Here is a 25295-nt window from a genome sequence, read left to right on the forward strand (position 1 = left end):
AGGTTGGTGCAGAATATCCTGAGATTCTGTACAGGCTTGTGTCTTCGGGTAAGTCCCATTTTGAACGCAAGATTGAACCACGCATTGTCAGCCGCACAGCCTATCGGTGAATGCTGTATAAGTATGCAGTCAGTAAGATTTCCTATCTGACATTCCACAATTGCATTGGCGCACATGGTCTGCTGATTGAGCGGAGTTTTCAGTTCGCACAAACGACAGGCTTTACTGCCGTTTCCGGGACAGCCTCCGTGCTTCTGAGCGTGAATATCATTGCCTTTCTTTTTTTCTTTTCTGCCTTCATAGTCCGATTCTTCAACAAGTTCGGAAGCGGCACCGTCCCATGCGATGATCGTACCGAGACGCATTTCACGGTTTTCAACGCTGGTCATTTCAAGATTTATTTTCTTAGCCATTATCAGTTCTCCTTTGTTTTGGGGTATACATATATTATACATAGGCAAAGTATGATTTGTCCAATACTTGTTTCCGAGATTCTATTCTCAGAAATTCCGATAACCACGGTTAACACACGGAAATTCTTCAATATATCGTCAGTTATAGTTGACAGATGTGTTCTTTTACAGTATAATTATTATAATCGGCTCAGTACAAAGGAGGTGAACACAATGGCACTGATCTACAGAAAACTTACAGAAAAAGACCTTGTTACATTTATAGAAATGCGTATAAACCAGCTTCGTGAGGAAGGTGCAAAAGAAGACATCGACCTCAGGCCTGCACTGAAGGACTACTACACTCGGCATATGTCAGACGGCACATTTTTATCATGGCTGGCTGTAGATAATGATAAAATTATCGGCACAAGCGGTATGTCAATAGTCGAAAAACCGCCGTATTTTGGCTGTCCAAGCGGCAGGATAGGGCTTCTTTCAAGTATGTTCACCGATAAAAACTACCGCCGACAGGGTATTGCCAAAGAGCTGCTTTCAAGAGTTGTAAATGAAGCCAAAGAGTGTGGCTGCGGAACTGTTCAGATAACGGCTTCGGATATGGGAGTTCTGCTATATACTGATTTCGGATTTACGAAGAACAATAATTTCATGCAATACAAATTATAAAGAAAAGCCTGAAAGCTGTAATTCTGCTTTCAGGCTTTTTCCTTATTCTCTTACTTTCAGTTCACGTTTCACTTCGTCAATAAACTGCTTTCCCATACTGCTAAGCGCATTGTTTTTCTTTGTAATATAACCGATATTCATCGTACTCTGGGCACTGTCCGCGTTTTTGAACGGTATCACAATGAACTGGTCTCCGCTGAGCTTTTCGGAATAGATACTGGAACACAGCGTGTAGCCGTTAAGTCCTGCCATAAGATTCATCATTGTTGCACGGTCAGTCGCCTTGACGGTCTTCTGATAGGCGTGTTCAATGAGTATCTCCTCGGCGAAATATATCTCCGTATCATTTTCCTGTTCAAAGGAAAGACAGGGGTAAGGATCAAGCTGCTCAAATGTCAGTTCTTTTTCTTTGGCGAGAGGGTGTGAACGGGCAAGATAGACACTGGCGGGACATTCTATCAGCGATATAAAATTCAGTTCATTCTCACGGAGAAGCCTGTTTATCACACGCTGATTCGCCTCGCATGTGTAGATTATGCCTATCTCACTTTTCAGCGAGCTTACGTCCTTTATCACGTTTGCAGTCGCAGTTTCTCTCAGTGCAAGGTCAAACTGGTTAGAGTCGTAATGCTTAGCCATTTCAATAAATGCCTTGACCGCAAAGGAGTAGTGCTGCATTGACACCGCAAAACGTCTGCGGAAGTTCATTTCCTCGCCGTATTCCTCCATTACTTCCTCATACTGCTGATAGACTCGTTTTATTTTTGCAAGAAATGTCTCCCCCTCAACAGTAGTGGTAACACCTTTGTGGGTTCGGTGAAATATCTGTATGCCCAGTTCATTTTCAACGTCCCTGACAGCGCCTGTCAGTGTAGGCTGAGCGATGAACAGCTTTTCAGCCGCCTTGTTCATCGAACGTGATTCTGCTATTGTAATTAGATAGTTTATCTGTTGTAAAGTCATAAAACACCTCGTAAAAAAACAGCCTCTTCATTGAAGAAGAAGCTGTTTTGTCATTCATTAATGTATTTTTAGGAGGTCATACACTTAATGTTTCAGCTAAATATTGCTTTCTTATGTAACATCGGCTTTTGCTGCACATTCGGTCTGTTCCTCTCACGATGGAGCGGAGCATATCAAGCATATAGGAAATAGTTTTTTTCATTTTTTAACCGCTCCTTTCGTTTGGTATGGTTTAATTATATCACCGTAAAATGAACTTGTCCAATGCAAAAAATCCATTGCCGACTATAGAAAAATATTATATCCGATATCCTTGAAAAGCTAATGCGTATATGGTATACTTATTAAATAAGTAGGAATTGTTTTTACAGTTTTGAACTCACCAGACTTACGATATATGCAGCATGACCGCCCTCAATATTATAAACTTCATACCCGCGGTCTTCCAGTATCTCTGCAACTTCTTCGCTGAGATCACCAGTTCTGCACAGAACGTAAACAGGCTTATCTTTCGGCAGCTTTGAAAGTCCGGATGAGATCTCGTCAAATGGCACATTTACCGAACCCTTGATACTATTGCTTTCAAATTCTTTTCTGCTTCGTATATCAAGAAGAAGCACTTTTCCTGTATCAAGAGCGGATATTTCCGATGCATTTATTCTTTTCATATCAAATTCCTTTCAGGAGGTAAAAATGGCTTTAACAGATAAGCAGCTCGAACGTTATTCGAGGCATATAACTTTAAAAGAAATTGGGGTAAGAGGGCAGAAAAAACTCCTTGCCGCAAAAGTACTCATCATAGGTGCAGGAGGTCTCGGCGCACCTGCCGCAATGTATCTTGCCGCCGCAGGTGTCGGAACCACAGGTATTGCCGACTGCGACAGCGTGGAACTTTCAAACCTGCAAAGGCAGATAATCCACACTACCGGTGATATAGGCAAGCCTAAAGTTCAGTCCGCCGCCGAAACTATAAAGTCTCTCAATCCCGATGTTGAAGTTATCACATATCACGAATACGTAAACAGTAAGAACATCGCATCCATGATAGCGGATTACGACTTCATCATTGACGGCGCGGACAACTTCCCTACCAAATTTCTCATAAATGATGCCTGCGTACTTGGTCACAAGCCCTTCTGTCACGCTGGTATACTGCGTTTTGAGGGACAGCTTATGACTTATGTTCCCGATGTTTCCCCATGCTATCGCTGTGTATTTGAAGCTCCGCCTCCGAAAGACGCTGTACCAAGCTGCCGTGAAGCAGGTGTAATAGGTGCAATGGCAGGGATAATCGGGGCGATGCAGGCTCTTGAAGCCGTGAAGTACATCACAGGTCAGGGAGAACTGCTTACAGGCAGTATGCTCGTATTCGACGGGCTGAAAATGGAGTGGCGAAAAGTAAAACTCCCGAAAAGAAATCACCACTGTCCCGTATGCGGTGATACTCCGGCTATAACAGAACTTGCAGATGAGGAACAGGTATCCTGTTCTCTCAGACCGCAGTAAGGTCCTTTACGACCTCTCCTGCAATAATAAGTCCGACAACAGAAGGGACAAATGCTGTACTGCCAGGAATGTCACGACGCTCTGTACACTTATGCTTTGCTCCGGGAGGACAGATGCAATGTGTACGGCAGGATATGGACATATCCTCGATAGGACGTGTCGGCTGTTCCTCGGAATATACTACTTTGAGTCTTTTGACCTTTCGTTTGCGGCACTCTATTCGCATCACCTTTGCAAGGGGACACACCTTAGTCTTATAAATATCAGCAACACGAAACGCCGTGGGATCAAGCTTGTTGCCTGCGCCCATACTGCTGATAATAGGGATATGAAGCTCCTGTGCCTTCATAACAAGAGCAAGTTTTGCCGTAACGGTATCGACTGCATCAACAATATAATCATACTCTCCGAATTGGAACTCATCTTCGTTTTCTGGCAAGAAAAAGCACTTATGTATACGGATATCAACATCGGGATTTATCTCCCTCATTCGTTCAGCCATAACCTCTGCCTTATACTTTCCCACTGTTTTTCTTGTGGCGATTATCTGGCGGTTAAGATTTGTAAGACAGACCTTATCATCGTCAATAAGGTCGAATTTATATACACCGCTTCTCACAAGAGCCTCGCAGACATATCCCCCCACACCGCCGATACCGAACACTGCTACTCTTGCGTTTGCAAGCCTGTTAATTCCTTCGCTGCCTATCAGAAGCTGTGTTCTTGAAAACTGATTCAGCATTTATCTCACCTGTTTCCATAGTATTATTATAGTTATAATATGATTATATAACCGCTTAGAGTAAATGTCAATAAGCAATTCACAGAAAACCTATTGACAAAGTATGCGTATTATAGTATAATATTAACATAGCAAATCAGTATGAATTGGCGGAGGTGTTTGTTATGCAGGTATATATGTGTAAGATGAATATGAATATGTGTATAATAGCAAGCTCCGCGCTTACTGTATCATAGGCTTTTTCTGCCTGTAAACTGACAGTCTGCCGCGGAGGCAGACTATTTTTTTACAGGAGTGATAATATGAAAAGGATAGAAGTGATTTCCCTCGACAGAATAGGGCTTGTAGGTGAGATTTCCAACGTCATCAGACGTCTTAACGGTAACATTATAACCCATACAGCCAATGTATTGACAGACGAAAAGAATAACCTCGTTTCACATTTTACTGCCGATATCCACTTTGAAACAGCTTCTGAAGATGAAACTGTTTCACGCAGACTTCGCAGGATAAAAAATGTCAGACAGGTAATAATATCCGATCTGTGAGGTGATAGCAATGAACGAAACAATCAGAAAAGCAATATACGATAAATACATAGCACCAACTACAAAAGAACGTCCTGACTATATCGGCGTGGAAATTGAAATGCCTGTAGTAAACCTCTGCGGGCAGCCTGTTGACGAAGCTGTTTCCATTAAGACTGCCGAAAGCTTCATCAGGCAGTTTGGTTTCATCGCCTCAGGCAGTGACACTGACGGCAATATAACCTCTGCGAAGCATGAGCAGACAGGTGATATACTGTCCTTTGACTGCTGTTATTCAAATCTTGAATTATCCCTCGGCAAGGCTGTAGGTCTTTTTGAAATAAAGGATAGATTTGAGCGCTACTGCTGCTTTCTCAATACTGAATTTGCAAAGCACGGCTATACTCTTACGGGTATGGGCGTAAATCCCAATGCGGATATAAATCACAATCAGCCTATCCAGAATGAGCGCTACCGTATGCTTTATCATTACCTGCACTCTTACCCGCAGCATAAGAATGAAGTGGCGATGCGTTTCCATGAACGTCCTGATTTTGGAACTTTTACAAGTGCCTCACAGGTACAGCTTGACGTGAGATATGAGGAGCTTACAGACGTTATCAACGTTTTCGGCCTGCTTGAACCATACAAGGCTCTGCTGTTTGCAAATTCATATCTCTCCGATTATCCCGAATTCCTGTGTGTGAGGAATATGCTCTGGGAGCACAGTATGCAGGGCTATAATTCCCATAATGTCGGAATGTTCGGCAAAAAGGTGTCGAGCATAGACGAGCTTATTGACTATATAGGTACGCAGTCCATTTACTGCACCATGCGCGACGGCAGATACATTGATTTCACACCTTTGACTTTAGATGAGTTCTTCTCCCGTGACTCTGTTGAGGGAGAATACTTCGACGGCGAAAAGTATCAGAAGATAAGGTTTACGCCTCAAATTTCCGACCTTGAATACCTGCGTACATTCAAATTCGAGGATCTGACGTTCAGAGGTACTATCGAATACAGAAGCTCCTGCTGTCAGCCTCTTTCGGAGGCTCTGACAGTTGCGGCATTCCACACAGGTCTGAAAGAAAAGCTGTATGAGCTGAAGGAACTGCTTGAAAACGATAACGTGATCTATTCTCACGGCTTCAATGCATTAGAGCTTCAGAAGCTGCTGTCCAAGCGCAGTAAGCCATATTTCGTTGACGAAAACAGGATAGAACAGCAGCTTATACGCATACTCGACCTTTCATCAGAGGGACTGAAACAGCGCAAGCTCGGCGAGGAGATACTGCTCGCTCCACTGTATGAAAGAGCACAACGACATACTAATCCTGCCAGAACAATGCTTGACGGAATAAATAACGGCATCCCCATGATAAACTACATTGAGCAGTACGCTGCTATATGAGGTGAAAATATGACCACAAGCAAATATTACTACAGCGGAAAATTCGGCATTGAGCGTGAAACTCTCCGTGTGGACGGTCAGGGCAGACTTGCTCAGACTCCTCACCCTTTCGGCAATGACGAGCATATCACAAGGGATTTCTGTGAGAATCAGATTGAGCTTGTAACTCCTGTCTGTCATAGCGTTGACGAAGCAGTTGAAGCCCTTGCAGAGCTTGATAAAAGAGCCCGTGAGGAGCTGACTAAAAACGGTGAGAGCATCTGGCTGTACAGCAATCCTCCACACTTTGACAGCGAGGACGATATACCAATTGCAGACTTCACAGGAGACCACTCCTCAAAGCGTGCCTACCGCGAAGTCCTTGAACAGAAATACGGAAAAAAACTTATGCTTTTTTCGGGAATACACTTCAATTTCTCATTTTCAGAGGAATTTCTCCGCGAACTTAATACAAATAATGAGGACTTTCATACATTCCGCGACGAGCTTTATCTCAGGCTTTACAAGCAGCTTATGATACACAGCTGGCTTCTGGTATTGCTGACCGCAGCAAGTCCTTACTATGACGCTTCACTTGACAAGGACGGAAAAAGCGGTATAATTATGAGTGAATATTCGTCCCTGCGAAACAGCAAACGGGGTTACTGGAACAAGTTCCTGCCCATACTCGACCACAGGAGCTTAAAGACATTCACAGGCAGTATCAAGAAGCATATTGTGACGGGTTCGCTGTACTCCGCAAGCGAGCTTTATCTGCCCATACGTCTTAAACCAAAGGGCGTGAACAGCCTTGAAAATCTTGCGGCAAACGGAGTTGACCATATCGAGCTGAGAATGTTCGACCTTAACCCGTCCGCACCTCTCGGTATAGAAGGCAGAGATCTTGAATTTTCTCATCTGCTTATTCTTTATCTGCTCTCGCAGCCTGATTTTGACTTCACTCCGGAGCTACAGGAAAAGGCAGTGCGCGATCATAAAAATGCGGCTCTGCTTGAACCCGATACAAAACTTTTGGAGCGCGGACTTGAGGTTATTGAAGAAATGGAAAAGCATTTTTCTGATAACGAAAAGGCACTTGAAGTAATTGCGTTTGAAAAGAATAAAATAACCAGCAATGCCTGTTTAAGTAAAACGATTCTGAATTATGCATTATGAACGGAAAAGGCGGTGACATAAATGTGCGAGCTTCTCGGCTTCACTTCTGAAAAAAATACGGATATATCGGACTATCTGCGTACCTTTTTTGCTCATAGCAGAAGCAATCCTCATGGCTGGGGAATGATGTACGAAAACGGCAGCAGAATAATTCTGAAAGAGCCTGTCTGCGCCGCTGAAAGCTCTTTTCTCGGCGATATGATAGATAGTCTTGCCCCACAGAAAAACCTTCTCGCACATATAAGATTTGCCACCGTAGGTTCTATAAATGAAAACAACTGCCACCCTTTCACAGGCAGGGATATCTCAGGCAGAGAATGGACTCTCATACATAATGGTACTATCTTCAACAGCAGGCATAATCACCGATATGCTGCTGCTCAGGCAGGTGATACAGACTCCGAGAGGTTCTTCCTCTCGCTGCTCGACCATATGAACGAGCATATCTCACGAGTTGCTCCCAAGGAGCATGAACGCTTTGAGATAGTCAATCATTTCATAGTTGAGAATGCTCCTCGAAATAAGCTGAATCTGATGATATACGACGGTGATATGCTCTATGTACACAAGAATCTGAAAAATACCCTGTGCTTCAAACGTCTTGAAAGCGGTATGATATTCTCCACAAAGCCCCTTGATGACGGAGTGTGGATACCGTTTCCGATGGCACAGGTCATCGCCTACAAGCAAGGACATGAGGTATATCGCGGCGACCGCCACAAGGGTACTTTTGTACCGACTTTAGAATACATCACAGCTATGGACGCAATGTATATATGAGGTGAATTATGAGCTATAATTTCTACGGCTGGGAAACTGCATTAGTACCGCCGATAAATAACAAATTCAAGGGCATAGATACTCCGCGGAAACTATATGATGCATTAACAGAGATATGGTGTGAGTACACCTGCGCTCCACGTCTGCGCGTCAAGTGGAGTAAGGATAATATAACTCTCGGACAGTGCTCCATAACCGCTTTTTTAGCGCAGGATATCTTCGGCGGAAAGGTCTTAGGAATACTCCGTCCGGGTGGAAATTACCACTGTTACAACGTTATTGGTGATGTGATTTTTGACCTTACAAGCGAGCAGTTCGGCGATGAAATACTTGATTATACCGATAATCCCGAACAGTTTCGAGAAGTACATTTTTCAAAAGCTGAGAAATATGAGAGATATGAGTATCTCAAAGAAAAACTTAAAGAGTATACGGAGATGAATCATGAGCACGAATGAACTCAGACAAGCCCTTGTCGCAGACGATGAACTGAGCTTTTCTCATAACGGCAGGGATTATCTTTTATACGGCTGGAACCAGTGCGACGGCTATGTGCTCAGTATTGAATGTGATGGCGAGCTTTTGTGGCAGTCAGCACCAATGTCTAAAGCTGCCTGTACAGAAGAATTTCTCAGGTATTATTCCGAACTATAACCGATAATAACAATTTCGGATTGGACAAATGCTGCGATATGCGGTATACTAATAACATCACAAGGAAAGGAGCTGTTCACGATGAAAAAGATATGTTGCTGTTGTTTCTCGCTTAGCAATAGAATAGTCAATTGTCGGAGAAACAGCACTTTCGCTATCTGACTGCGCCTTTGTGTGCAGAAATAAAGATCAAGGGAAATGCAAGGTTCTGCATTTCCCTTTTTTATGTCTAAAATCAAATTTAAGGAGAATTTATTATGAGCAAGTATATTTTTACATCAGAATCAGTTACAGAGGGCCATCCAGATAAGGTGGCAGACAAAATCTCAGACACCATCCTCGACGCATACCTTGAAAAGGATCCCAATGCAAGAGTCGCAGCCGAGACCGTGATCAAAAACAACACCGTTATCCTCGCAGGAGAAATAGGCTCCTCTGCAGAGATAGATACAGAAAAGGTAGTCCGCAATGTTATCAATAATATCGGATACAACCACGCTGAGCTTGGCTTTGACGGTCATACCGCCGAGATAATCAACCTTCTCGACAGACAGTCTCCCGATATCGCGCAGGGCGTAGATTCGGCTCTTGAAGTAAGAGATGAACACGGCGACGAAATTGGTGCAGGCGATCAGGGTATCATATTCGGATATGCAGTTAATGAAACTCCTGAGCTGCTCCCACTGCCGATATCACTTGCACACAAACTTGCATACAGACTAACGGAAGTCCGTAAGAACGGTACACTTAAATATCTTCGCCCCGACGGAAAAACTCAGGTATCCGTTATCTATGAGGACGGCAAGGCTGTGGGTATTGACACCGTACTTATTTCAACTCAGCACGATGAAAATGTAACACAGGAACAGCTCCGCAATGACCTTATCGAAAACGTTATAAAGCCGATAATTCCTGAGGAATGGCTTAACGATGAAGTAAGGATACTCGTCAATCCCACAGGAAGATTTGTTATCGGCGGACCTGTCGGCGACAGCGGTCTCACAGGAAGAAAAATAATCGTTGACACATACGGCGGAGCTGCACATCACGGCGGCGGTGCATTCAGCGGAAAGGACTCCACAAAGGTCGACAGGAGCGCTGCTTATGCTGCAAGATGGGCTGCAAAGAATATCGTTGCTGCTGGTCTTGCAGACCGCGCCGAGATACAGCTTGCATACGCTATCGGAGTTGCTGCTCCAGTTTCAATTTACGTAAATACTTTCGGAACAGGTGTACTTCCTGATGAAGAAATACAGGCGGCAGTTTCAGAAGTGTTTGATTTTACGCCAAGAGGAATCATCAGGGAACTTGAGCTTAGAAAACCTGTATTTGCCGCAACAGCTGCTTACGGTCACTTCGGCAGACCTGATACTGACTTCTCATGGGAGAGAACAAATAAAGTGTCAGCATTGAAAAAGGCACTCATTGCCACTGTTAAAGCGAAATAAAAGCTCCTACCGATTGATTTTATATTTACCAGATAGTAATTACTCCAACAACGTTACATTACCATTTCGCTCAACGTGTTCCCGAGCGTACTCGATACCGTCGGCAGGCTCGTCCTCGATTATCGAAGCCACAGCAGCAATGCCACCGATAATATCAGGTGCAGGAGCTCTATTACTGCTACAGCTGTGAGCAGTCTGAAGTTTTTCTTCCTGTTCTGCTCGTCTGAGCATCTCAGCTGCGATAAGGTCTGCTCGTTCAGCTTCCCAGCCTGTGATGACAAGTCCTTCGCTGATTGTTGCAGGTTCGATACCTCTGCCGTCACGTTCTGTGACGTTTGCTTCTGTATCTCCTCCGACTTCTCCAACACCTGATCGAATATCACTTTCTGATTTCGCAGGTGCTGTTTCATCTGCTCGGCAGTCATAGTCTGATCTGTCTGAGCTTCGACCTCCAACAGCATTTCTGTCAGCAATTTCAGCTGTGCTATTGTAGCCTGCCAGTTGCTGTCGGAGACGTACACCATTGTCGGTGTGTCCGAAGCCTCCTGCAAGTTCTGCTTGGAGGCGGCTTTCATTTCTTCGTATTTCGAATTCATACTCCATATTCTCCTTCCTGTATGTGGCTTCGTGAAGCTTGTTGTCACGGCACTTACGTCCATTCGGACAGATGTATGTGATGTATTTTCTGCTGTCCTCCCATTTCACATCGTAGCCGTACATATCACGGGTGTTTTTGAACTCCTGATACGCTGTGGGCAGCGAGCAGTTGAGAGCAGTCTCATACTTTTTACCCTCGGTCTTACATATTTATCATACCACACATCACACATCACACAAAAATTCAAGAACGTTAATAAAAATTTTACATAATAATTCCAAATCGGTGAAACCATTCATGCATATACATTTTGTAAACCGCAATTTCAACATAAAATATCAGGATATTGTGTACAAAAGGACATAGATACGGAAAAGTTATACTGAATTTTAAATATGAATATATTGTAAATTCTGCGTGAAATTATATCATTTTTTGCCAAAACGTGGTATAATATTTACGCACACTGGAACAGTTGCACAACAAATAAAACCAAAATAATTAGCAAGGAGGCTCCATTTATGAAAAACAAATGGAAAAAAACTGCTGCATTTACGCTTGCATTAGCGATCTTGGCAGTAAATTCAGCAACTTCATGGTCAAACACAAACAAAATTTTTGCACAGGCAGCAGAAATAAGCGAAGCTGCGGTCACAGCGGATACCGATTCAGCCGATGCCGCTAAAGAAGGCGAGGACGAGTCATATTATGACGCAGAAACTCAGACTATCCATCTCAAAGGCTGCATAAGAAACAGTGAAGACGGTTCAGGTCTTGTTATCCCTGAGGGAGTAGATCGTTGGGAAGTACAGGCTGTTGTAGCTGACGAAGGAACAGTGTTCCCCCAGGACAGCAGCAGCTTATTCATTGGATTACCGTACGTTTTCTCATTAGACCTTAAAAACGCCGACACATCAAATGTTACAAATATGTCAATGATGTTCCGCGGTCTCAGTGCACAGGAGATAGATCTTAGCGGCTTTGATACAAGCAATGTTACCGATATGTCGGAAATGTTCTTCTCCTCTTACGTTCCCAATATTGATCTCAGCAGCTTTGATACAAGCAAAGTAACCAATATGGCAAGTATGTTTGCTTACAGCTTTTTCAGCACTCTTGATCTCACCGGCTTTGATACTTCAAATGTTACGGTAATGACTAATATGTTCGGCGGCAGCTGTAATCTTGAAACGATCTATGTAAGCGACAAGTGGTCTGTAGAAAATGTTGACCGCGAACAGTACAATGATCAGGATATGTTCTATGACTGCACTTATCTCAGCGGCGGCAAGGGAACAGCTTTCGACCCGAACTTTACTGATTCAGAGTATGCACGTATCGACGGAGGAGAAGAAGCTCCGGGATATCTTTCGGCTGTTGGCGATAAGAAGGATCTCAGCTATTTTGACAAAAAGACAAGTACCCTCCACCTTAAGGGATATGTAAAGAACGGCGGTGTTTATGGAGGAATGATCCTTCCGGAGGGAGTTGCTAAGGAAGATGTTCTCCATATTACAGCTGATGAAGGAACCATCCTTCCTTTAAACAGCAGTTCATTATTCTTTGACATGGTAAATCTTGAAACGGCTGATCTGAAAAATGCTGCTTCATCAACTATTTTCGACATGAGAAGTATGTTTGAATTCTGTAGCAATCTTGTATCTGTTGACCTGACCGGCATTGATACAAGCAATGTCAAGGATATGGGCTTTATGTTCGCAGAGTGCGAAAAGCTTGAAGCTATTGATCTCAGCGGTTTCAATACATCATCCGTTAACAATATGTGCGGTATGTTTGAATACTGTTCAAGCCTTTCATCACTTGATCTCAGCACTTTTGATACAAGCAGTGTATGGGATATGGGCATGATGTTCAGAGGCTGCAGCTTTGAGGCGCTTGATATCACAAGTTTTGATACAAGCTATGTAAGCTATATGGATTATATGTTCTCAGATTGTAAGAATCTTAAAGAGCTTGATCTCAGCAACTTTAATACAAGCAATGTTTTCATTATGAGCGGTATGTTCTCAGACTGTGATTCCCTTTCATATGTTGATCTGAGCAGCTTTAACACAGCCAATGTATTTGATATGAGCCAGATGTTTGAAGGCTGCCAGAGCCTTGAAATACTTGACCTGAGCAGATTTGATACAACTAATGTTGAATATATGGGCGCAATGTTTGCAGACTGTTATAACCTCAAGACAATATATGTCGGCAGCAAATGGATAACATTGAAGGTCGACAGAACGATCGGCGGAACTGATATATTCAAAGACTGCTATAAGCTCACAGGCGCCAAGGGAACAGTATATGACCCATACAATACAGGCGTCGAATATGCACATATCGACGGCGGCAGATTTGTTCCCGGATACTTTACAGCTGATCCTGCTATCGTAGAAAATACTGTTAAGGATGTTGCAAACAAGGTAAAGGATATATTTGACAAATATAAGCCCTTCAAGTGATCCCGATAACAGATCAGGCACACTTTTTTACAGTTTCCTGTAAACGCAGAAGCTGTGCAAAAATACGTTTTTCGGAGCAGCTTTGATAAGCCGCTCCGTTTTTCTTTCGCCAAAAGTAAAACTAAAAGCTCCCCGTAAGGAATCATTGATCCTTTACGGGGAGCTCGTTAATAATTATTTCTTATCGGTAACACCGTTTTCCGTGAACTTCAATATCCTGTCGCAGATATCCAGCGCTGCAGGTCTGTGTGTAACTATCACTACGGTTTTATCGGTCATATTTTTCAGATTTTCAAGTACCTTCCGCTCTGTTACTTCATCGAGGGCGCTGGTAGCTTCATCAAGGAGCAGTATAGGACACTTGGAGTAAACAGCCCTTGCAATTGCGATACGCTGCATCTGTCCCTCGGAAAGACCTGTTCCGCGCTCGCCGAGAAGTGTATCCGCACCATTGTCGAGCTCGCTGACAAACCCGTCAGCACAGGCTATTTTCAGAGCATCATTTATACGCTCATCATCATGGAGCCCGCTTCTGTCCGCAAAGCTTACGACCTCGCGGATAGTACCGCTCATGAGCTGGTTTCCCTGCGGAACATAAGCGAAAAGCCTGTGGAACTTTGCGGAAAGCTCATTGGTATTTCCACTCTTATCGGTTATGTAGCGTCTGCCGCCGTCAAGCTTGTAAATACACATTAGCAGCTTCAATACAGTACTTTTTCCGCAGCCGCTGTGCCCTGTGAAGGCAACGTACTGACCTTTTTTTATTTCAACACTGATGTTTTTCAGTACAACAGGCATTGAATCCTTATTCAGCTTTCTAACGCTTTCACCCGAGGGATAATATGCAAATTCAGCATTTTCAAGTCCCATAGCCGAAAAATCGCTGCGGTAAAAATCAAGTGTCTCCTCAATATCCATAGGTCTGACATCGGAATCGTTTTCAAACTCCTCTATCTCCATAAGGCGCTCCGCACTTGCCGTCATAGCATAAAACTTTGGCAGATATGCCGTAATATTTGCAAATGGCGACTGAATCTGCGAAATGAGCTGAGTGATAGCGGTAAGAGTTCCGTAGCTTATAGCACCCGTGAGGATGCCGTAGCCGCAGTAGATAACTCCGCCGACGTACATTCCCTGCATTCCGGTCTGGAAGCCTATGTTGCAGAAATTTGAAAATCTCACGCGCTTCATACGCATATTCTTATGGTCGTTCATTTTAACGGCAGCTTCATCCTCTGTCTGTTTTTCAGCCGCAAACGAGCGTATCATCATCAGACTTCCGAGGCGCTCCTGTAAGTAAACCCTGAGCTTTCCGTCCCGTTCCTGAATATTTTTATGCAGCTTTTTCAGTACCTTTCTGAAACCGTAAGTGGCAAAAAAAAGTACGATGCCCACGGGCAGAAGTACAAGAGCAAAACGGTAATCAAGAACTATCATCATGGCCATTGCACTGACCATTTTAACTATCATTCCAACAAGTCCCGGAAGTATTTCCACGCTGTTCTGAGCCACCACAACAGTGTCGCTGGTAAGTCTGTTGAGCCATTCTCCCGAATGGACTGCGCTGACTGTTCCGAAATCCTTTGTAAGGATATTGCCGAGGAGCCTCTGCTTGAAAAGGTTCTCCAGTGATGAACGGGATTTCTCCTCAAGCCAGCGGATAATTGCCCTCATTGCCACCTGTGCAAGCACAAGAAGCACTATCATGACAACATAGAAAATGAAACCATTCTTATTGCCGTCAACGGCATTATCAACGATATTTCGGAGCAAAAGCGCATAAAGCACTCCACTTGCGCCGTGTAGCGCATTGGCCATCATAAGCCACAGTATATTCCATTTTTTCCTGCCTGTTACGGCATAAAGCCATTTTACAGCGTTATTCTTCATCGCTTTATCAGACTTTTAAGCTTATCGCGGACATAAAACAAGGGACGTTTTACGGACACAAAATCTACCCACAGATGCACGTAGAACAAGTATAGCTTTTCATCAACAGAATGCCATTTCCCTTTGTGACAGAACTCGGTTACTATTCCCTTGATCTGTTTGGGATCGACATACTCGTACTGCCAGCAGTTATCGCCAATAATTATATACTTGCCGTTCTCAAAACGTACTACACGATGAATAACACCCTGCATATTCGGTCTTACGTACATTACAAGGTCATATCTTTTAGGTCTTTTAGTCAGCTTCTTTATCAGCACTGCATCGCGTCCGCCTCGTATCATAGGGCGCATACTTATACCACTCGGTACACTCAGATAACTGCCGTGCTGTTCAAGCTGTTCAAGCTGTACCTTACCCATCAGTCGTCTATCGCACCGATTTTTCTGAGCTGTTCGATGACTTTCTTTACATCACGCTCCATAGCATCTTTCGGTCCGTCATACTTCTTCTGCATCTTTTCAACGATCTCAGCCTCTGTAGTATCCTTTTCGAGGCAGCCTATAATGAAGCCTGCTGTCTCGTTGCTGCGGACAAGTCCCGAAAACTTGCTTGCTCCCGTTGAAACGAGGAGCTTCTGATCTCCGTCATCGTGTGTGATAAAAGCCCTATTCAATTTCATAATAATCAACCTTTCATACCGTTATATGCGACTTCTGCCGCATCAATATCCATATTGCAGGCAAGCCTGTACAGCTCGGTCTTTTCCGACAATTCATCTATAAGCCTGAGAGTTTTCGCCATTTGCAGCGTCCTGAGCGGGCGATATACCTGCTGAAGGAGCATTGCATAAGCCTCGGATTTGTCGATCCTGACTATACTGTTTTTCTCACCGCGTGTAAGTATGCAGACAGCCTTCAGCGGGACCGACATATTGCAGCCGAGGCGGTGCTTTCCGTTGTAAGGCGTTCCGTATGCGACAACTCCGCTGTCCGTGATCTTTAGAAGCGGCTTATCGTCATTTACCATGACAGCCTTCTCTCCGAGATACTCGCGCCAGAGCCTTGTATGTGTGGATTTTCCCGTTCCCGACTTTGCGGTGAAGAGAAATCCCTGACCGTCAACCGCTATAACAGAGCCGTGGAACAGTATCGTATCATAATCAGGCATCTTTTCTGCGATTTTGCGGTAAACTGCCAGTTCCTCACGGTAGTCGTCAGAGGAAGCGAGCGGTTCCCTTCCCTCACGTTCCGCACATCTTATCTCGCGCTGAGTCTCAAAATCAATATCTTCCTGCGATATGATCACAGAAAAATCGGCAGCTTCATCAGTCTCATAATCGCAGCAATAGCTGTGGACCTTTTCATACATAGAGGTCACTTCAATGACCTTATCCGCTATTTTATAATTACGTGTAAACATTTTTCCCCCCATAAGTTAAAATGATATTAACATTATAACACATAATTACGAAAAATGCAACAGCCGCAGAATAATAGTGGTATATTTATTATCCGAGTAAAAAATTAAAACAACTCTTTTCTTGCATTTTTACCTGTTAAATGTTATAATACGGCATGAGCGGGACCATAAAGGCAGTACTTAAAGACGAACGCCTGACTATAAAGATCACACTGTAATATAGAACGAGCCGCAGGCATTGCCTGCGGCATTTGTGCTTATTCAGCTGCTGCTTCGTCGTTCTCCCTTATTTCAAGGTCGGTCGTATCATAAAGCACCTTTGCATGATTAAGACGTATCAGCTTCTTTTCAAGATGTTTTCCTGTGACCTTGTCTACCTTGTCACGATACACCTCGCCGTTTCGGTAAACAACTCCGTTTTCGCGGGAAAAGAACACATTTTCAGCGCTTATATGATACTTGTACCTCTGAGGCATGTCCGCTCTGAGCTCTCCGCAGAGATACTCGGGAGTTGTATATATAACGAGCTGATAAGTCCTGTTTGTCGTATTCTTGAAGCGGTAATCCAGATAATTATACATTATGGAAGTGCCTGTGCCGAAGGGTATCTTTCTCTGAAAATCAGGGAAAAGATCAAGTCCGTCATGGTGATGATGTTCTGTTATTTTAAGGTCGGAATGAAGTACCATCCAATGGATAAGATTTGTCATCTGACACATTCCGCCGCCTATTCCGGGTTCTGTGTGGTCGGCAAATATGGTAAGTCCTTCCTTATAGCCCTTCTTTTCCGTGGTATTTCCCACGAGATGCCAGAATGAGAAGGTCTCACCCGGACGTATGAGTATCTTGTTTATCTTCGGCGCAGCGATTGAAAGATTAACAGCTTTGTTTTCCTGCAATCTCATGTCAACATTGCCCAGTCTGCGCCTTATAAGTGAATTATGCCTGTATATCACATACGGCAGTCTTTCCTTCTGCTTCGTCTTTGCAAGATGCTTTATGCTGCAAAGATTTTTCAGAGACCTCATCAGGATACATCTTTTCTCCGAGATAGCATATGTAAGCGGCGATATCTCACAGAACAGTTTTCGCTTCATTGTAGTTACACCCTCAAATCAATTATAAATCGTCATTTTGCAGATAACTTCTCTTTATATCTGCAAGTGAATAATAAAATCCTTTATAGGTTTATTATAGCATATTTTGTCGCTGCTATCAACAGTTAATAAGATTTTGAACAGCCCTCCAGCGCCTAAATATTTTGTTTTTCTGATGACAAAACTGTAAAAATATGATATAATGTTTTAGCATCTCGTTTGGAGGAAAAATATGAACAAATACAAAAAACTCGCAGTCAACACGCTCATCTTTTCACTTGGCAGCTTTGGCGCAAAAATATTCTCCCTTTTGCTTAATAATCTTTACACAAAGCACCTTAGCCCGTCAGATCTTTATACAAAAAATCTCCTTGAAACACTTGTGCTTTTTCTGCTTCCTGTGTTCACTTTTTCACTGACGGAAGCTGTTGTGCGATACGGACTGGACAACGAATATGACAAAAAACAGATATTCACCACTGCAGGTATACTGACATTGGGCGGACTTGTCTTATTGCTGCCCGTAACTCCGTTTCTGCACCTTATCCCCATACTCAAGCCCATAAGAAGCTATACTATCCTGCTGTACATCTACATATCCGCTTCAGCGCTGAGGGCGCTGTGTTCACAGTTCGTAAGGGCAAGGAATATGGTCAGGCTTTTTTCCATAGACGGTATCCTTGCGACTATATCCCTTTTTGTATTCAATATCATCTTCATATCAGAGCTCGGAATGGGGATAAAGGGCTTCATGATCTCGATGATACTTTCCGATATCTGTTCGGCATTGTTTCTTTTTACAGCGGCAAAGCTCCGCAGATTTGCGGATATAAAAAGCTTTGATCCTTCCTTCGGACGAACTATGCTCCGTTTCACCCTGCCTCTTGTTCCCACAGCGGTAATGTGGACCTTTACAGGCTTTTCCGATCAGATATTCATTGGAAATATGCACAGTGACAAGTTCATACTCGGTGAAAAAGCGGCAGGCATCTACGTTGCTGCTACAAAGATACCTAATCTTATATCCATGCTCTCGACTATCTTCATACAGGCGTGGAATATGTCTGCTATAACGGAAAACAATTCTGCCGACAGGAACATATTCTACGAAAATGTCTATTCCGCCTATGAATCTCTGCTTTTTATAAGCTCAGCGTGTCTTATTCTGCTTATCAAGCCTGTTTCCGCTTTGCTCATAAACTACAGCAGATATCCCGAGTACAGGATAGCATACAGCTATACTCCGCTGCTTATTGCGGCTGCGGTATTCACCTGTCTGAACCTGTTCCTTGCAGGCATCTACACAGCCACAAAACATACCAAAAACGCTTTTTATACGATATTCGCTGTTGCTGCGGCGAATATCTTACTTAATCTCGGACTTATCCCCGTATTCGGCATACAGGGAGCAGCCCTTGCGACCTTTCTGAGTTACTTTATCTGCTACTGCATAAGAATGGCCGATGCAAGGCGCTATGTTCCCTTTCATTTTTCAGCTGCAAAAACTGCTGTGAATACGCTTCTTCTCCTGCTTATGAGCGTACCGATCATATTTGAACTTGATAAGTGGTACATTTACGAGCTCCCCATTGCTGCCGTTATCGCTTTCATCAATAAAAGAGCTGTATTTGATACAGTCAGGAAGCTGCTCGGCAGGGATAACAACAGCTCTGAGATCACAAGATGATCTTTCCTTTTATCTTAATCCGCTTCACAAGTAACTTTTACCTTGACAAGCAAGGTCTGAGGTGATATAATGCAATTAAAGCAGGCAGAACGGTATTTCCGCTGCCTCTGCTCAATTAATTTCATTTTAAGGAGATCGTTGTTTGAAAAACAATAACAGACCTGAGATAGCAGCGTAAACGGAAGGTTTGCGAATACTATCCCACACAAACCTCCCGTGTCCGGTCAACTATTTCAGGAGGAAAAAAATAATGAAAAATAATGACTATATCATCCGCAGGGAAACAGAAAAAGACTACCGCGAAGTTGAAAATATCGCCCGTGAAGCTTTCTGGAACCTCAACAAGCCCGGCTGCCACGAGCACTACTTCATACATATCATGAGACAGCATGAGGACTTTATCCCCGAACTCGACTATGTTATCGAAGTCGGCGGAAGGATGGTCGGCTGCGTTATGTACTGCAAGGCTAAGCTCAGAGATGAAAACGGCAGTGAAAAACAGATCGTCACTATGGGACCGATCTGCGTACTCCCCGAATATCAGCGAAAAGGTTACGGAAAAGCTCTGCTGAAGCACACCTTCGGTATAGCTGCCGATATGGGATACGATACTGTTATCAACTTCGGTAATCCTGATAACTACGTTGCAAGAGGCTATAAAAGCTGCCGTAAATACAACGTCTGCTTTGAGGGTGACTTCTTCCCTGCTGCGCTTCTTGTAAAAGTGCTGAAGGACGGTGCTCTTGACGGAAGGAAATGGTTCTACTGTCCCAGCGATGTGGAGGAGCTCTGTAATGACGAAGAAGCTGTCGGAGATTTCGACGCGCTCTTCCCGCCAAAGGTAAAGGGCTGGCAGCCAAGTCAGGAGGAGTTCTATATACACAGTCATTCAGTCATAAACCGCGAATGATATCATAAAGCTAAAAACAGCAGACATTGTCTGCTGTTTTTATTTTTACAAAAGGAAAAGGCCTCGCTTTTGATGCGAAGCCTTTTCCTTTTGGAGAGAAATTCTATTTGTAATGGATCGGTCACTAAGATTATTTGGATTGTCCGTAATAGGCATTTGCACCATGCTTACGGAAAAAGTGTTTATCAAGAAGTCTCTGCGGCATTACGCCCGTATCGGGACGAAGTGTCTTTGTAATCCACGCCATAGCCGAAAGCTCCTCAAGAACTACCGAGTTATGAACAGCTTCCATGCAGTCACCGCCCCATACGAAAGGACCGTGATTTGCCACCAGCGCAGCAGGAACATTCTTATAATCGGGACAGCATTCCACAATGACCTTGCCGGTTTCAAGCTCGTAATCGCCCTTGACCTCTTCATCGGTCATTTCCCTTGTACAGGGTATCTCACCGTAGAAATAGTCTCCGTGAGTAGTACCGAGAGGCGGTATTCCCATGCAGGCCTGTGCAAATGAAGTAGCATAGCGGCTGTGAGTATGAACTACTCCGCGTACTCCCTCAAAATTCCTGTATATCTCAAGATGTGTGGGTGTATCGCTTGACGGTGAAAGCTTTCCGTCGACCTTTTTGCCGTCGAGAGTCAGAACAACTATATCATCAGCCGTCATTGTATCGTATTCAACTCCGCTGGGCTTTATCGCCACAAAACCTGTCTCATGATCGTATTCGCTGACATTTCCCCATGTGAATGTAACAAGTCCGTACTTCGGGAGCAGAAGATTTGCTTTAAGGACTCTTTCCTTAAGCTCTTTAACGTCCATAGATCACATCTCCGATCATGATATCGCGTTCAAGCTTTTCCTTTGTTGTGTCCTTGTTGATAACTACGAGTTCGATACCCATGATACGTGCGAAATCTCTTACAGTTTCATCGGTGATATCGTAAGAAAGGACCGTATGATGTGCTCCGCCCGCGATTATCCAGCATTCAAGGCCCTCAAGGAACGAGGGTGCAGGTCTCCACATAGTTCTTGCAACAGGGAGATTAGGCATTGACTGGAAGGGCTTCTCGCACTCTACATCCTGCTGGATAAGTCTGAGTCTGCCGCCGATGTCGATAAGTGAGAGTGCCTTTGCCGAACCTGCTCTGCCCTCGAAAACTATTCTTGCAGGCGGTTCCTTTCCGCCTATTCCGAGGTGGTGAACCTCTATACGAGGTCTGTCTGCCGCAATTGAAGGGCAAACCTCAAGCATATGCGAACCGAGTATGAGCTTGCGCTCGTAATCGTATGTGTAATCCTCCATAAATGAGGTGTTTCCGTCGGGATACATTGCCTTTACAATAGCTGTCATACCTGCTGTTTTCCAGTCGCCCTCAGCGCCGAAGCCATAGCCCTTATGCATAAGGTGCTGTGTAGCAAGTCCCGGGAGCTGCTTCATGCCGTAAAGATCCTCAAATGTATTGGAGAAAGCCTTTGCGCCCTCGCGGACAAGTATCTTCTCTATTGCGATCTCTTCACGTGCCTGATATCTTATAGTCTCATCGTCAGCCTTGTCGTAGTCGTAAAGCTCTGCATATTCCTTCATGAGCTTGTCGATCTCGGCATCAGTAACAGCGTCCATGCACTTAACAAGGTCGCCGACTGCGAAGGTATTTACCTGCCAGCCGAGCCTGAGCTGAGCTTCGATCTTATCGCCCTCGGTAACAGCAACTTCACGCATATTATCACCGAAACGAACTATCTTAAGGCTCTTGCTGAACATTACACCAACAGCGGCACGCTGCCATTCAGCTATCTTAGCCTGTACCTCGGGATCCTTCCAGTGTCCTGCAACAACTGCTCTCGGCACGCGCAGCCGAGCCCCAATGAAGCCGTGTTCCCTGTCGCCGTGCGCCGACTGGTGAAGATTCATGTAATCCATGTCGATCGCTTCATTGGGAATAGTCTCGTTAAACTGCGTATGAAAGTGAAGCCAAGGCTTTTGTAAGATTGCAAGACCGTTTATCCACATCTTTGATGGTGAAAAGGTGTGGCAGAAAGTGATTATACCTGCACATTCGTCGTCGTAATTTGCTTCCTTGACGATGCGCTCTATCTCAGACTCTTTCTTTACAGTGAGCTTATACTCAACAGGGAAAGGAAGCTTTAATCCGTCAACTATTTTCTTTGAGTCCTCTTCTACCTGTCTCAGCGTTTCTTCGCCGTACAGGAACTGTGAACCCGTTATAAACCAGAATTTCATACTTTATCTATCCTTTCGTTCATTCGGACACAGCTGCTCTCACAGCTGAAAGTCCAGAAATATATTTTTTCATATATGCATTGATACCGTCCGTATCCTCCTTTGCCGGAACTACGGTAGTACCTTCCATGCCCGCAAATACGCGGCTGTTAAGGTAATCCTCAAGGCTCTCGCCGCTGCTCCTGCCGACCATGTATGCAGCAAGAAGAGCAATTCCCCATGCGCCGCCCTCTCCCGCAGTTTTCATCAGCGTCACATCGGAACCGAGAGCTGCTGCGAGGAAATTCTGACTCGGGAAAGGTGTTTTGAAGAAGCCGCCGTGAGCATATATACGGTCGAGCTTTACGTGCTCCTGCTCGGTAAGTATATCCATACCTGCCTTAAGCGAAGCAACACATGAATAAACAAGGCTCCTCGCAAGGTTTCTGATACTGAATTCGGAATCGGGGCTTCGCATAAGCAATGGTCTGCCGTCCTTGATCCCTGTAACAGGCTCGCCTGCATAATAGTTATATGAAACTATGCCGTCGCAGTCGGGACTTCCCTCTGCGGCAAGTGAATAAAGCGTATCGTACAGCTTTCCCTTTGGGAGCTCCATCCCGAACTCCTTTAAAAGTCCGCCGAACATACCGAACCATGCGTCAAGGTCCGACGTACAGCTGTTGCAGTGTACCATAGCAACAGGAGCTCCGCAGGGAGTAGTCACGATATCTATCTCACGGTGTACTTCCGAGAGGTTCTTTTCGAGCACTATCATTGAGAATATGGAAGTTCCTGCCGAAACATTTCCTGTTTTCGGGGTAATGCTGTTTGTTGCAGCCATTCCTGTCTGTGCGTCTCCTTCGGGAGGACAGAAAGGAACTCCCGCACCGAAAGTACCTGTGGGATCAAGCAGTCTTGCTCCCTCTTCCGTAAGCTTGCCCGCACATTCTCCTGCGGGCACTATACGGGGCAGCAGCTCCGCAAGCTTTACACGAAGCTCTGTACCTGCTGCAAGCTCGTCAAACTTTGCGAGCATACCCTTATCGTAATCACAGGTCTGCGGGGCGATCGGGAATATTCCCGAAGCATCGCCTGCGCCGATAGTCTTTTCACCTGTCAGGAGATAATGCACATATCCTGCAAGGGTAGTCATGAATGCAAGCCTGCCTATATGAGGCTCCTTATTCAGAACAGCCTGATACAGATGAGCTATGCTCCAGCGCTGAGGGATATTGAATGAAAATACCTCAGTGAGCTTGTCGGCAGCCTCTTCCGTCATGGTATTGCGCCACGTTCTGAAGGGAACCAGCTGCTGATCGTTTTCATCAAAGGCAAGGTAGCCATGCATCATTGCGGATATACCCATGCCTGCTGCTCTTTCGAGCTTTACACCATAGTTTTTCTCTACATTTTTCATAAGGTCGGCAAAGCATTCCTGAAGGCCCTTCTTCACATTGTCAAGTGAATAAGTCCACACACCGTCAAGCAGCTCGTTCTGCCAGTCATGGATACCTGCCGCAAGCGGCGCATGATCCTCACCGATAAGGACAGCTTTGATACGTGTTGAGCCGAACTCGATGCCAATTACCGCTTTTCCGTTTTTAATCAGTTCTGCACTGCTCATGTTTTAACTCCTTTTGCTTCCGCAGGCTTTTCCGCTGAAAGATTTTCCTTCTTGCGGCGGGCAATGATTATACTCTGGATAACGAGGAATATACAAAGCATCGAAGCGTTTGTGATACCTGTCCACCATGCCTGATCGAGACCTGCTGATGATACTATGTTCTGAATGAGAGCAAGTGAAAGTACGCCGAAAAATGTACCGATGATATTTCCGACGCCGCCCGTAAGCATTGTTCCGCCGATGATCGACGAAGCTATGGCGTTCATCTCCGCTCCCGTTGCGTGAGATGCCGAGCCCGAGCCTACGTGCATAAAATAAACAAATCCGCCGATTCCGCCTAAGATACCGCACATAAGATATGCAAGGAAGGTCGTTCTTTTTACGTTTATTCCGAGCATAAGTGCGCTTTGTCTGTTGCCGCCCACCGCATAGAAGCTTCTTCCTGTCTTTGTCCATTTGAGGAAGAGGAAAAGTGCGACAACGATCAGGAGAGCAATAACAACGCCGATCTCTATGTAAGCGTCGATATAGTCGCCTCTTTTGTTTACCGATCCCATACCCGGGATGATGATCCTTGTTTCCTTGAGCTTTACAAAAGCTTCATTCTGCACGTTGAAGGGGTTTGTATTAACAATGGTAGTCATACCTCTTGCAAAGAACATTCCCGCCAGTGTAACGATAAACGGCTGAATGTCAAGGTAAGCCACAAGGAAGCCCTGTATGATACCGAATGCAAGTCCGATACCGAGAGATATCATTACTGCACCGATCACGCTGCCGCTGTGCATATCAAGGTAAACGGCCGAACACATACTTACAAGAGCAGCCATTCCGCCGAGAGAGATATCTATACCGCCCGTTATCATGACCAGTGTCATTCCGCAGGCAAGTATTATCAGTGCAGCATTTGCGTTAAGCATATTAAAAAATGTCTGTGCTTTGAGGAAGCCCGCACCAAGTCCGAATATCGCAAAAGCATACATGAGTATGAACACGATTATGGTTATTGACATGAGCAGATTGGTGTCGGATAATCCTCCAAGCAGACGACGGTGTTTTGCGCCGTTTTTCATATCTGTTTGCGGCATAAATCATTCCTCCAT

General features: G+C 44.5%; 25 protein-coding genes and 1 pseudogene. 12 read left to right on the forward strand and 14 right to left on the reverse strand.

Translation table 11 applies throughout. The annotated features are described in order from the left end of the window. Positions 1 to 413: pseudogene (locus tag Q0R37_RS02340) on the reverse strand (nitrogenase); the annotation flags it as partial. A gap of 213 nt (positions 414 to 626) precedes the next feature. On the opposite strand from Q0R37_RS02340, the gene Q0R37_RS02345 reads away from it, so the two are divergent. Beyond that, entirely contained in the window at positions 627 to 1079 is a 453-nt protein-coding gene (locus tag Q0R37_RS02345) for a GNAT family N-acetyltransferase (RefSeq protein ID WP_294750668.1), read from the forward strand. Between the two features lie 42 nt (positions 1080 to 1121). Here Q0R37_RS02345 and Q0R37_RS02350 read toward each other — a convergent pair whose 3' ends face one another. Further along, positions 1122 to 2042 (reverse strand): LysR family transcriptional regulator, encoded by a 921-nt coding sequence (locus tag Q0R37_RS02350; protein WP_294750670.1) that lies wholly within the window; start codon positions 2040 to 2042, stop codon positions 1122 to 1124. A 365-nt stretch (positions 2043 to 2407) separates the two neighbouring features. Beyond that, the gene (locus tag Q0R37_RS02355; protein ID WP_294750672.1) at positions 2408 to 2710 is read right to left on the reverse strand and encodes a rhodanese-like domain-containing protein; all 303 of its coding nucleotides are present in this window, start codon (positions 2708 to 2710) and stop codon (positions 2408 to 2410) included. A gap of 25 nt (positions 2711 to 2735) precedes the next feature. Here Q0R37_RS02355 and moeB point away from each other — a divergent pair, with 25 nt between their 5' ends. Further along, a complete protein-coding gene (moeB, locus tag Q0R37_RS02360; protein ID WP_294750674.1) occupies positions 2736 to 3548 on the forward strand; it encodes a molybdopterin-synthase adenylyltransferase MoeB in 813 nt (270 codons plus the stop codon). Here moeB and Q0R37_RS02365 read toward each other — a convergent pair. After that, positions 3535 to 4290 (reverse strand): tRNA threonylcarbamoyladenosine dehydratase, encoded by a 756-nt coding sequence (locus tag Q0R37_RS02365; protein WP_294750676.1) that lies wholly within the window; start codon positions 4288 to 4290, stop codon positions 3535 to 3537. The genes moeB and Q0R37_RS02365 overlap by 14 nt on opposite strands. 302 nt (positions 4291 to 4592) lie before the next feature. Here Q0R37_RS02365 and Q0R37_RS02370 point away from each other — a divergent pair, with 302 nt between their 5' ends. From Q0R37_RS02370 to metK, 7 genes are all read left to right on the forward strand, one after another. Next, the gene (locus Q0R37_RS02370) at positions 4593 to 4838 is read left to right on the forward strand and encodes a hypothetical protein (protein WP_294750678.1); all 246 of its coding nucleotides are present in this window, start codon (positions 4593 to 4595) and stop codon (positions 4836 to 4838) included. A 10-nt stretch (positions 4839 to 4848) separates the two neighbouring features. Next, positions 4849 to 6231, forward strand: a complete 1383-nt coding sequence (locus tag Q0R37_RS02375) for a glutamylcysteine synthetase (RefSeq protein WP_294750680.1) — start codon at positions 4849 to 4851, stop codon at positions 6229 to 6231. A 9-nt stretch (positions 6232 to 6240) separates the two neighbouring features. Further along, complete coding sequence (locus Q0R37_RS02380) at positions 6241 to 7386, forward strand: glutathione synthase (protein WP_294750681.1); 1146 nt, start codon at positions 6241 to 6243, stop codon at positions 7384 to 7386. Between the two features lie 21 nt (positions 7387 to 7407). Continuing rightward, positions 7408 to 8166: a class II glutamine amidotransferase gene (locus Q0R37_RS02385; RefSeq protein WP_294750683.1), complete on the forward strand. Its 759-nt coding sequence runs from the start codon at positions 7408 to 7410 to the stop codon at positions 8164 to 8166. Positions 8167 to 8174: 8 nt separating this feature from the next. Next, the gene (locus Q0R37_RS02390; RefSeq protein WP_294750686.1) at positions 8175 to 8624 is read left to right on the forward strand and encodes a hypothetical protein; all 450 of its coding nucleotides are present in this window, start codon (positions 8175 to 8177) and stop codon (positions 8622 to 8624) included. Further along, entirely contained in the window at positions 8611 to 8820 is a 210-nt protein-coding gene (locus tag Q0R37_RS02395) for a hypothetical protein (protein WP_294750687.1), read from the forward strand. The genes Q0R37_RS02390 and Q0R37_RS02395 overlap by 14 nt, the downstream gene beginning before the upstream one ends. Positions 8821 to 9077: 257 nt before the next feature. Continuing rightward, positions 9078 to 10268, forward strand: a complete 1191-nt coding sequence (metK, locus tag Q0R37_RS02400; protein WP_294750688.1) for a methionine adenosyltransferase — start codon at positions 9078 to 9080, stop codon at positions 10266 to 10268. A 39-nt stretch (positions 10269 to 10307) separates the two neighbouring features. On the opposite strand, the gene Q0R37_RS02405 is transcribed toward metK, so the two are convergent. Beyond that, entirely contained in the window at positions 10308 to 10988 is a 681-nt protein-coding gene (locus Q0R37_RS02405) for a hypothetical protein (RefSeq protein WP_294750690.1), read from the reverse strand. A gap of 399 nt (positions 10989 to 11387) precedes the next feature. Between Q0R37_RS02405 and Q0R37_RS02410 the strand changes: the two genes are divergently transcribed. After that, on the forward strand, positions 11388 to 13337 hold the full coding sequence (locus tag Q0R37_RS02410; protein WP_294750692.1) for a BspA family leucine-rich repeat surface protein: 1950 nt from the start codon (positions 11388 to 11390) through the stop codon (positions 13335 to 13337). Positions 13338 to 13511: 174 nt separating this feature from the next. Here the strand turns inward: Q0R37_RS02410 and Q0R37_RS02415 are convergent, their stop codons facing one another. The 5 genes from Q0R37_RS02415 to Q0R37_RS02435 form a co-directional block, all read right to left on the reverse strand. Then, positions 13512 to 15227, reverse strand: a complete 1716-nt coding sequence (locus Q0R37_RS02415; protein WP_294750694.1) for an ABC transporter ATP-binding protein — start codon at positions 15225 to 15227, stop codon at positions 13512 to 13514. Then, complete coding sequence (locus Q0R37_RS02420; protein WP_294750697.1) at positions 15224 to 15649, reverse strand: S24/S26 family peptidase; 426 nt, start codon at positions 15647 to 15649, stop codon at positions 15224 to 15226. The genes Q0R37_RS02415 and Q0R37_RS02420 overlap by 4 nt, the downstream gene beginning before the upstream one ends. Next, on the reverse strand, positions 15649 to 15909 hold the full coding sequence (locus Q0R37_RS02425; protein WP_294750699.1) for a PqqD family protein: 261 nt from the start codon (positions 15907 to 15909) through the stop codon (positions 15649 to 15651). Before Q0R37_RS02425 ends, Q0R37_RS02420 begins: the two co-directional genes overlap by 1 nt. Positions 15910 to 15914: 5 nt before the next feature. Further along, positions 15915 to 16649, reverse strand: a complete 735-nt coding sequence (locus Q0R37_RS02430; RefSeq protein ID WP_294750701.1) for a hypothetical protein — start codon at positions 16647 to 16649, stop codon at positions 15915 to 15917. Between the two features lie 257 nt (positions 16650 to 16906). Beyond that, positions 16907 to 17746 carry a VanW family protein gene (locus Q0R37_RS02435; protein ID WP_294750703.1) on the reverse strand — a complete coding sequence of 280 codons (840 nt, stop codon included), beginning with the start codon at positions 17744 to 17746 and terminating at the stop codon, positions 16907 to 16909. Positions 17747 to 17978: 232 nt separating this feature from the next. Here Q0R37_RS02435 and Q0R37_RS02440 point away from each other — a divergent pair, with 232 nt between their 5' ends. Both Q0R37_RS02440 and Q0R37_RS02445 read left to right on the forward strand, forming a co-directional pair. After that, positions 17979 to 19433 (forward strand): polysaccharide biosynthesis C-terminal domain-containing protein, encoded by a 1455-nt coding sequence (locus tag Q0R37_RS02440; protein ID WP_294750705.1) that lies wholly within the window; start codon positions 17979 to 17981, stop codon positions 19431 to 19433. Between the two features lie 250 nt (positions 19434 to 19683). Continuing rightward, a complete protein-coding gene (locus tag Q0R37_RS02445; RefSeq protein WP_294750707.1) occupies positions 19684 to 20343 on the forward strand; it encodes an N-acetyltransferase in 660 nt (219 codons plus the stop codon). A gap of 130 nt (positions 20344 to 20473) precedes the next feature. On the opposite strand, the gene Q0R37_RS02450 is transcribed toward Q0R37_RS02445, so the two are convergent. From Q0R37_RS02450 to Q0R37_RS02465, 4 genes are read right to left on the reverse strand one after another with little or no spacing between them, the layout of a single operon-like run. After that, positions 20474 to 21163 (reverse strand): L-ribulose-5-phosphate 4-epimerase, encoded by a 690-nt coding sequence (locus tag Q0R37_RS02450; RefSeq protein ID WP_294750709.1) that lies wholly within the window; start codon positions 21161 to 21163, stop codon positions 20474 to 20476. Continuing rightward, positions 21153 to 22586: an L-arabinose isomerase gene (araA, locus tag Q0R37_RS02455; protein WP_294750711.1), complete on the reverse strand. Its 1434-nt coding sequence runs from the start codon at positions 22584 to 22586 to the stop codon at positions 21153 to 21155. Before araA ends, Q0R37_RS02450 begins: the two co-directional genes overlap by 11 nt. A 19-nt stretch (positions 22587 to 22605) precedes the next feature. Further along, positions 22606 to 24192, reverse strand: a complete 1587-nt coding sequence (locus Q0R37_RS02460; protein WP_294750713.1) for an FGGY-family carbohydrate kinase — start codon at positions 24190 to 24192, stop codon at positions 22606 to 22608. Beyond that, on the reverse strand, positions 24189 to 25280 hold the full coding sequence (locus tag Q0R37_RS02465) for a sugar ABC transporter permease YjfF (protein WP_294750715.1): 1092 nt from the start codon (positions 25278 to 25280) through the stop codon (positions 24189 to 24191). Before Q0R37_RS02465 ends, Q0R37_RS02460 begins: the two co-directional genes overlap by 4 nt. Positions 25281 to 25295 lie beyond the last annotated feature (15 nt).

The organism is uncultured Ruminococcus sp., assembly GCF_946415235.1.
Taxonomy (GTDB): Bacteria; Bacillota; Clostridia; order Oscillospirales; family Ruminococcaceae; genus Ruminococcus.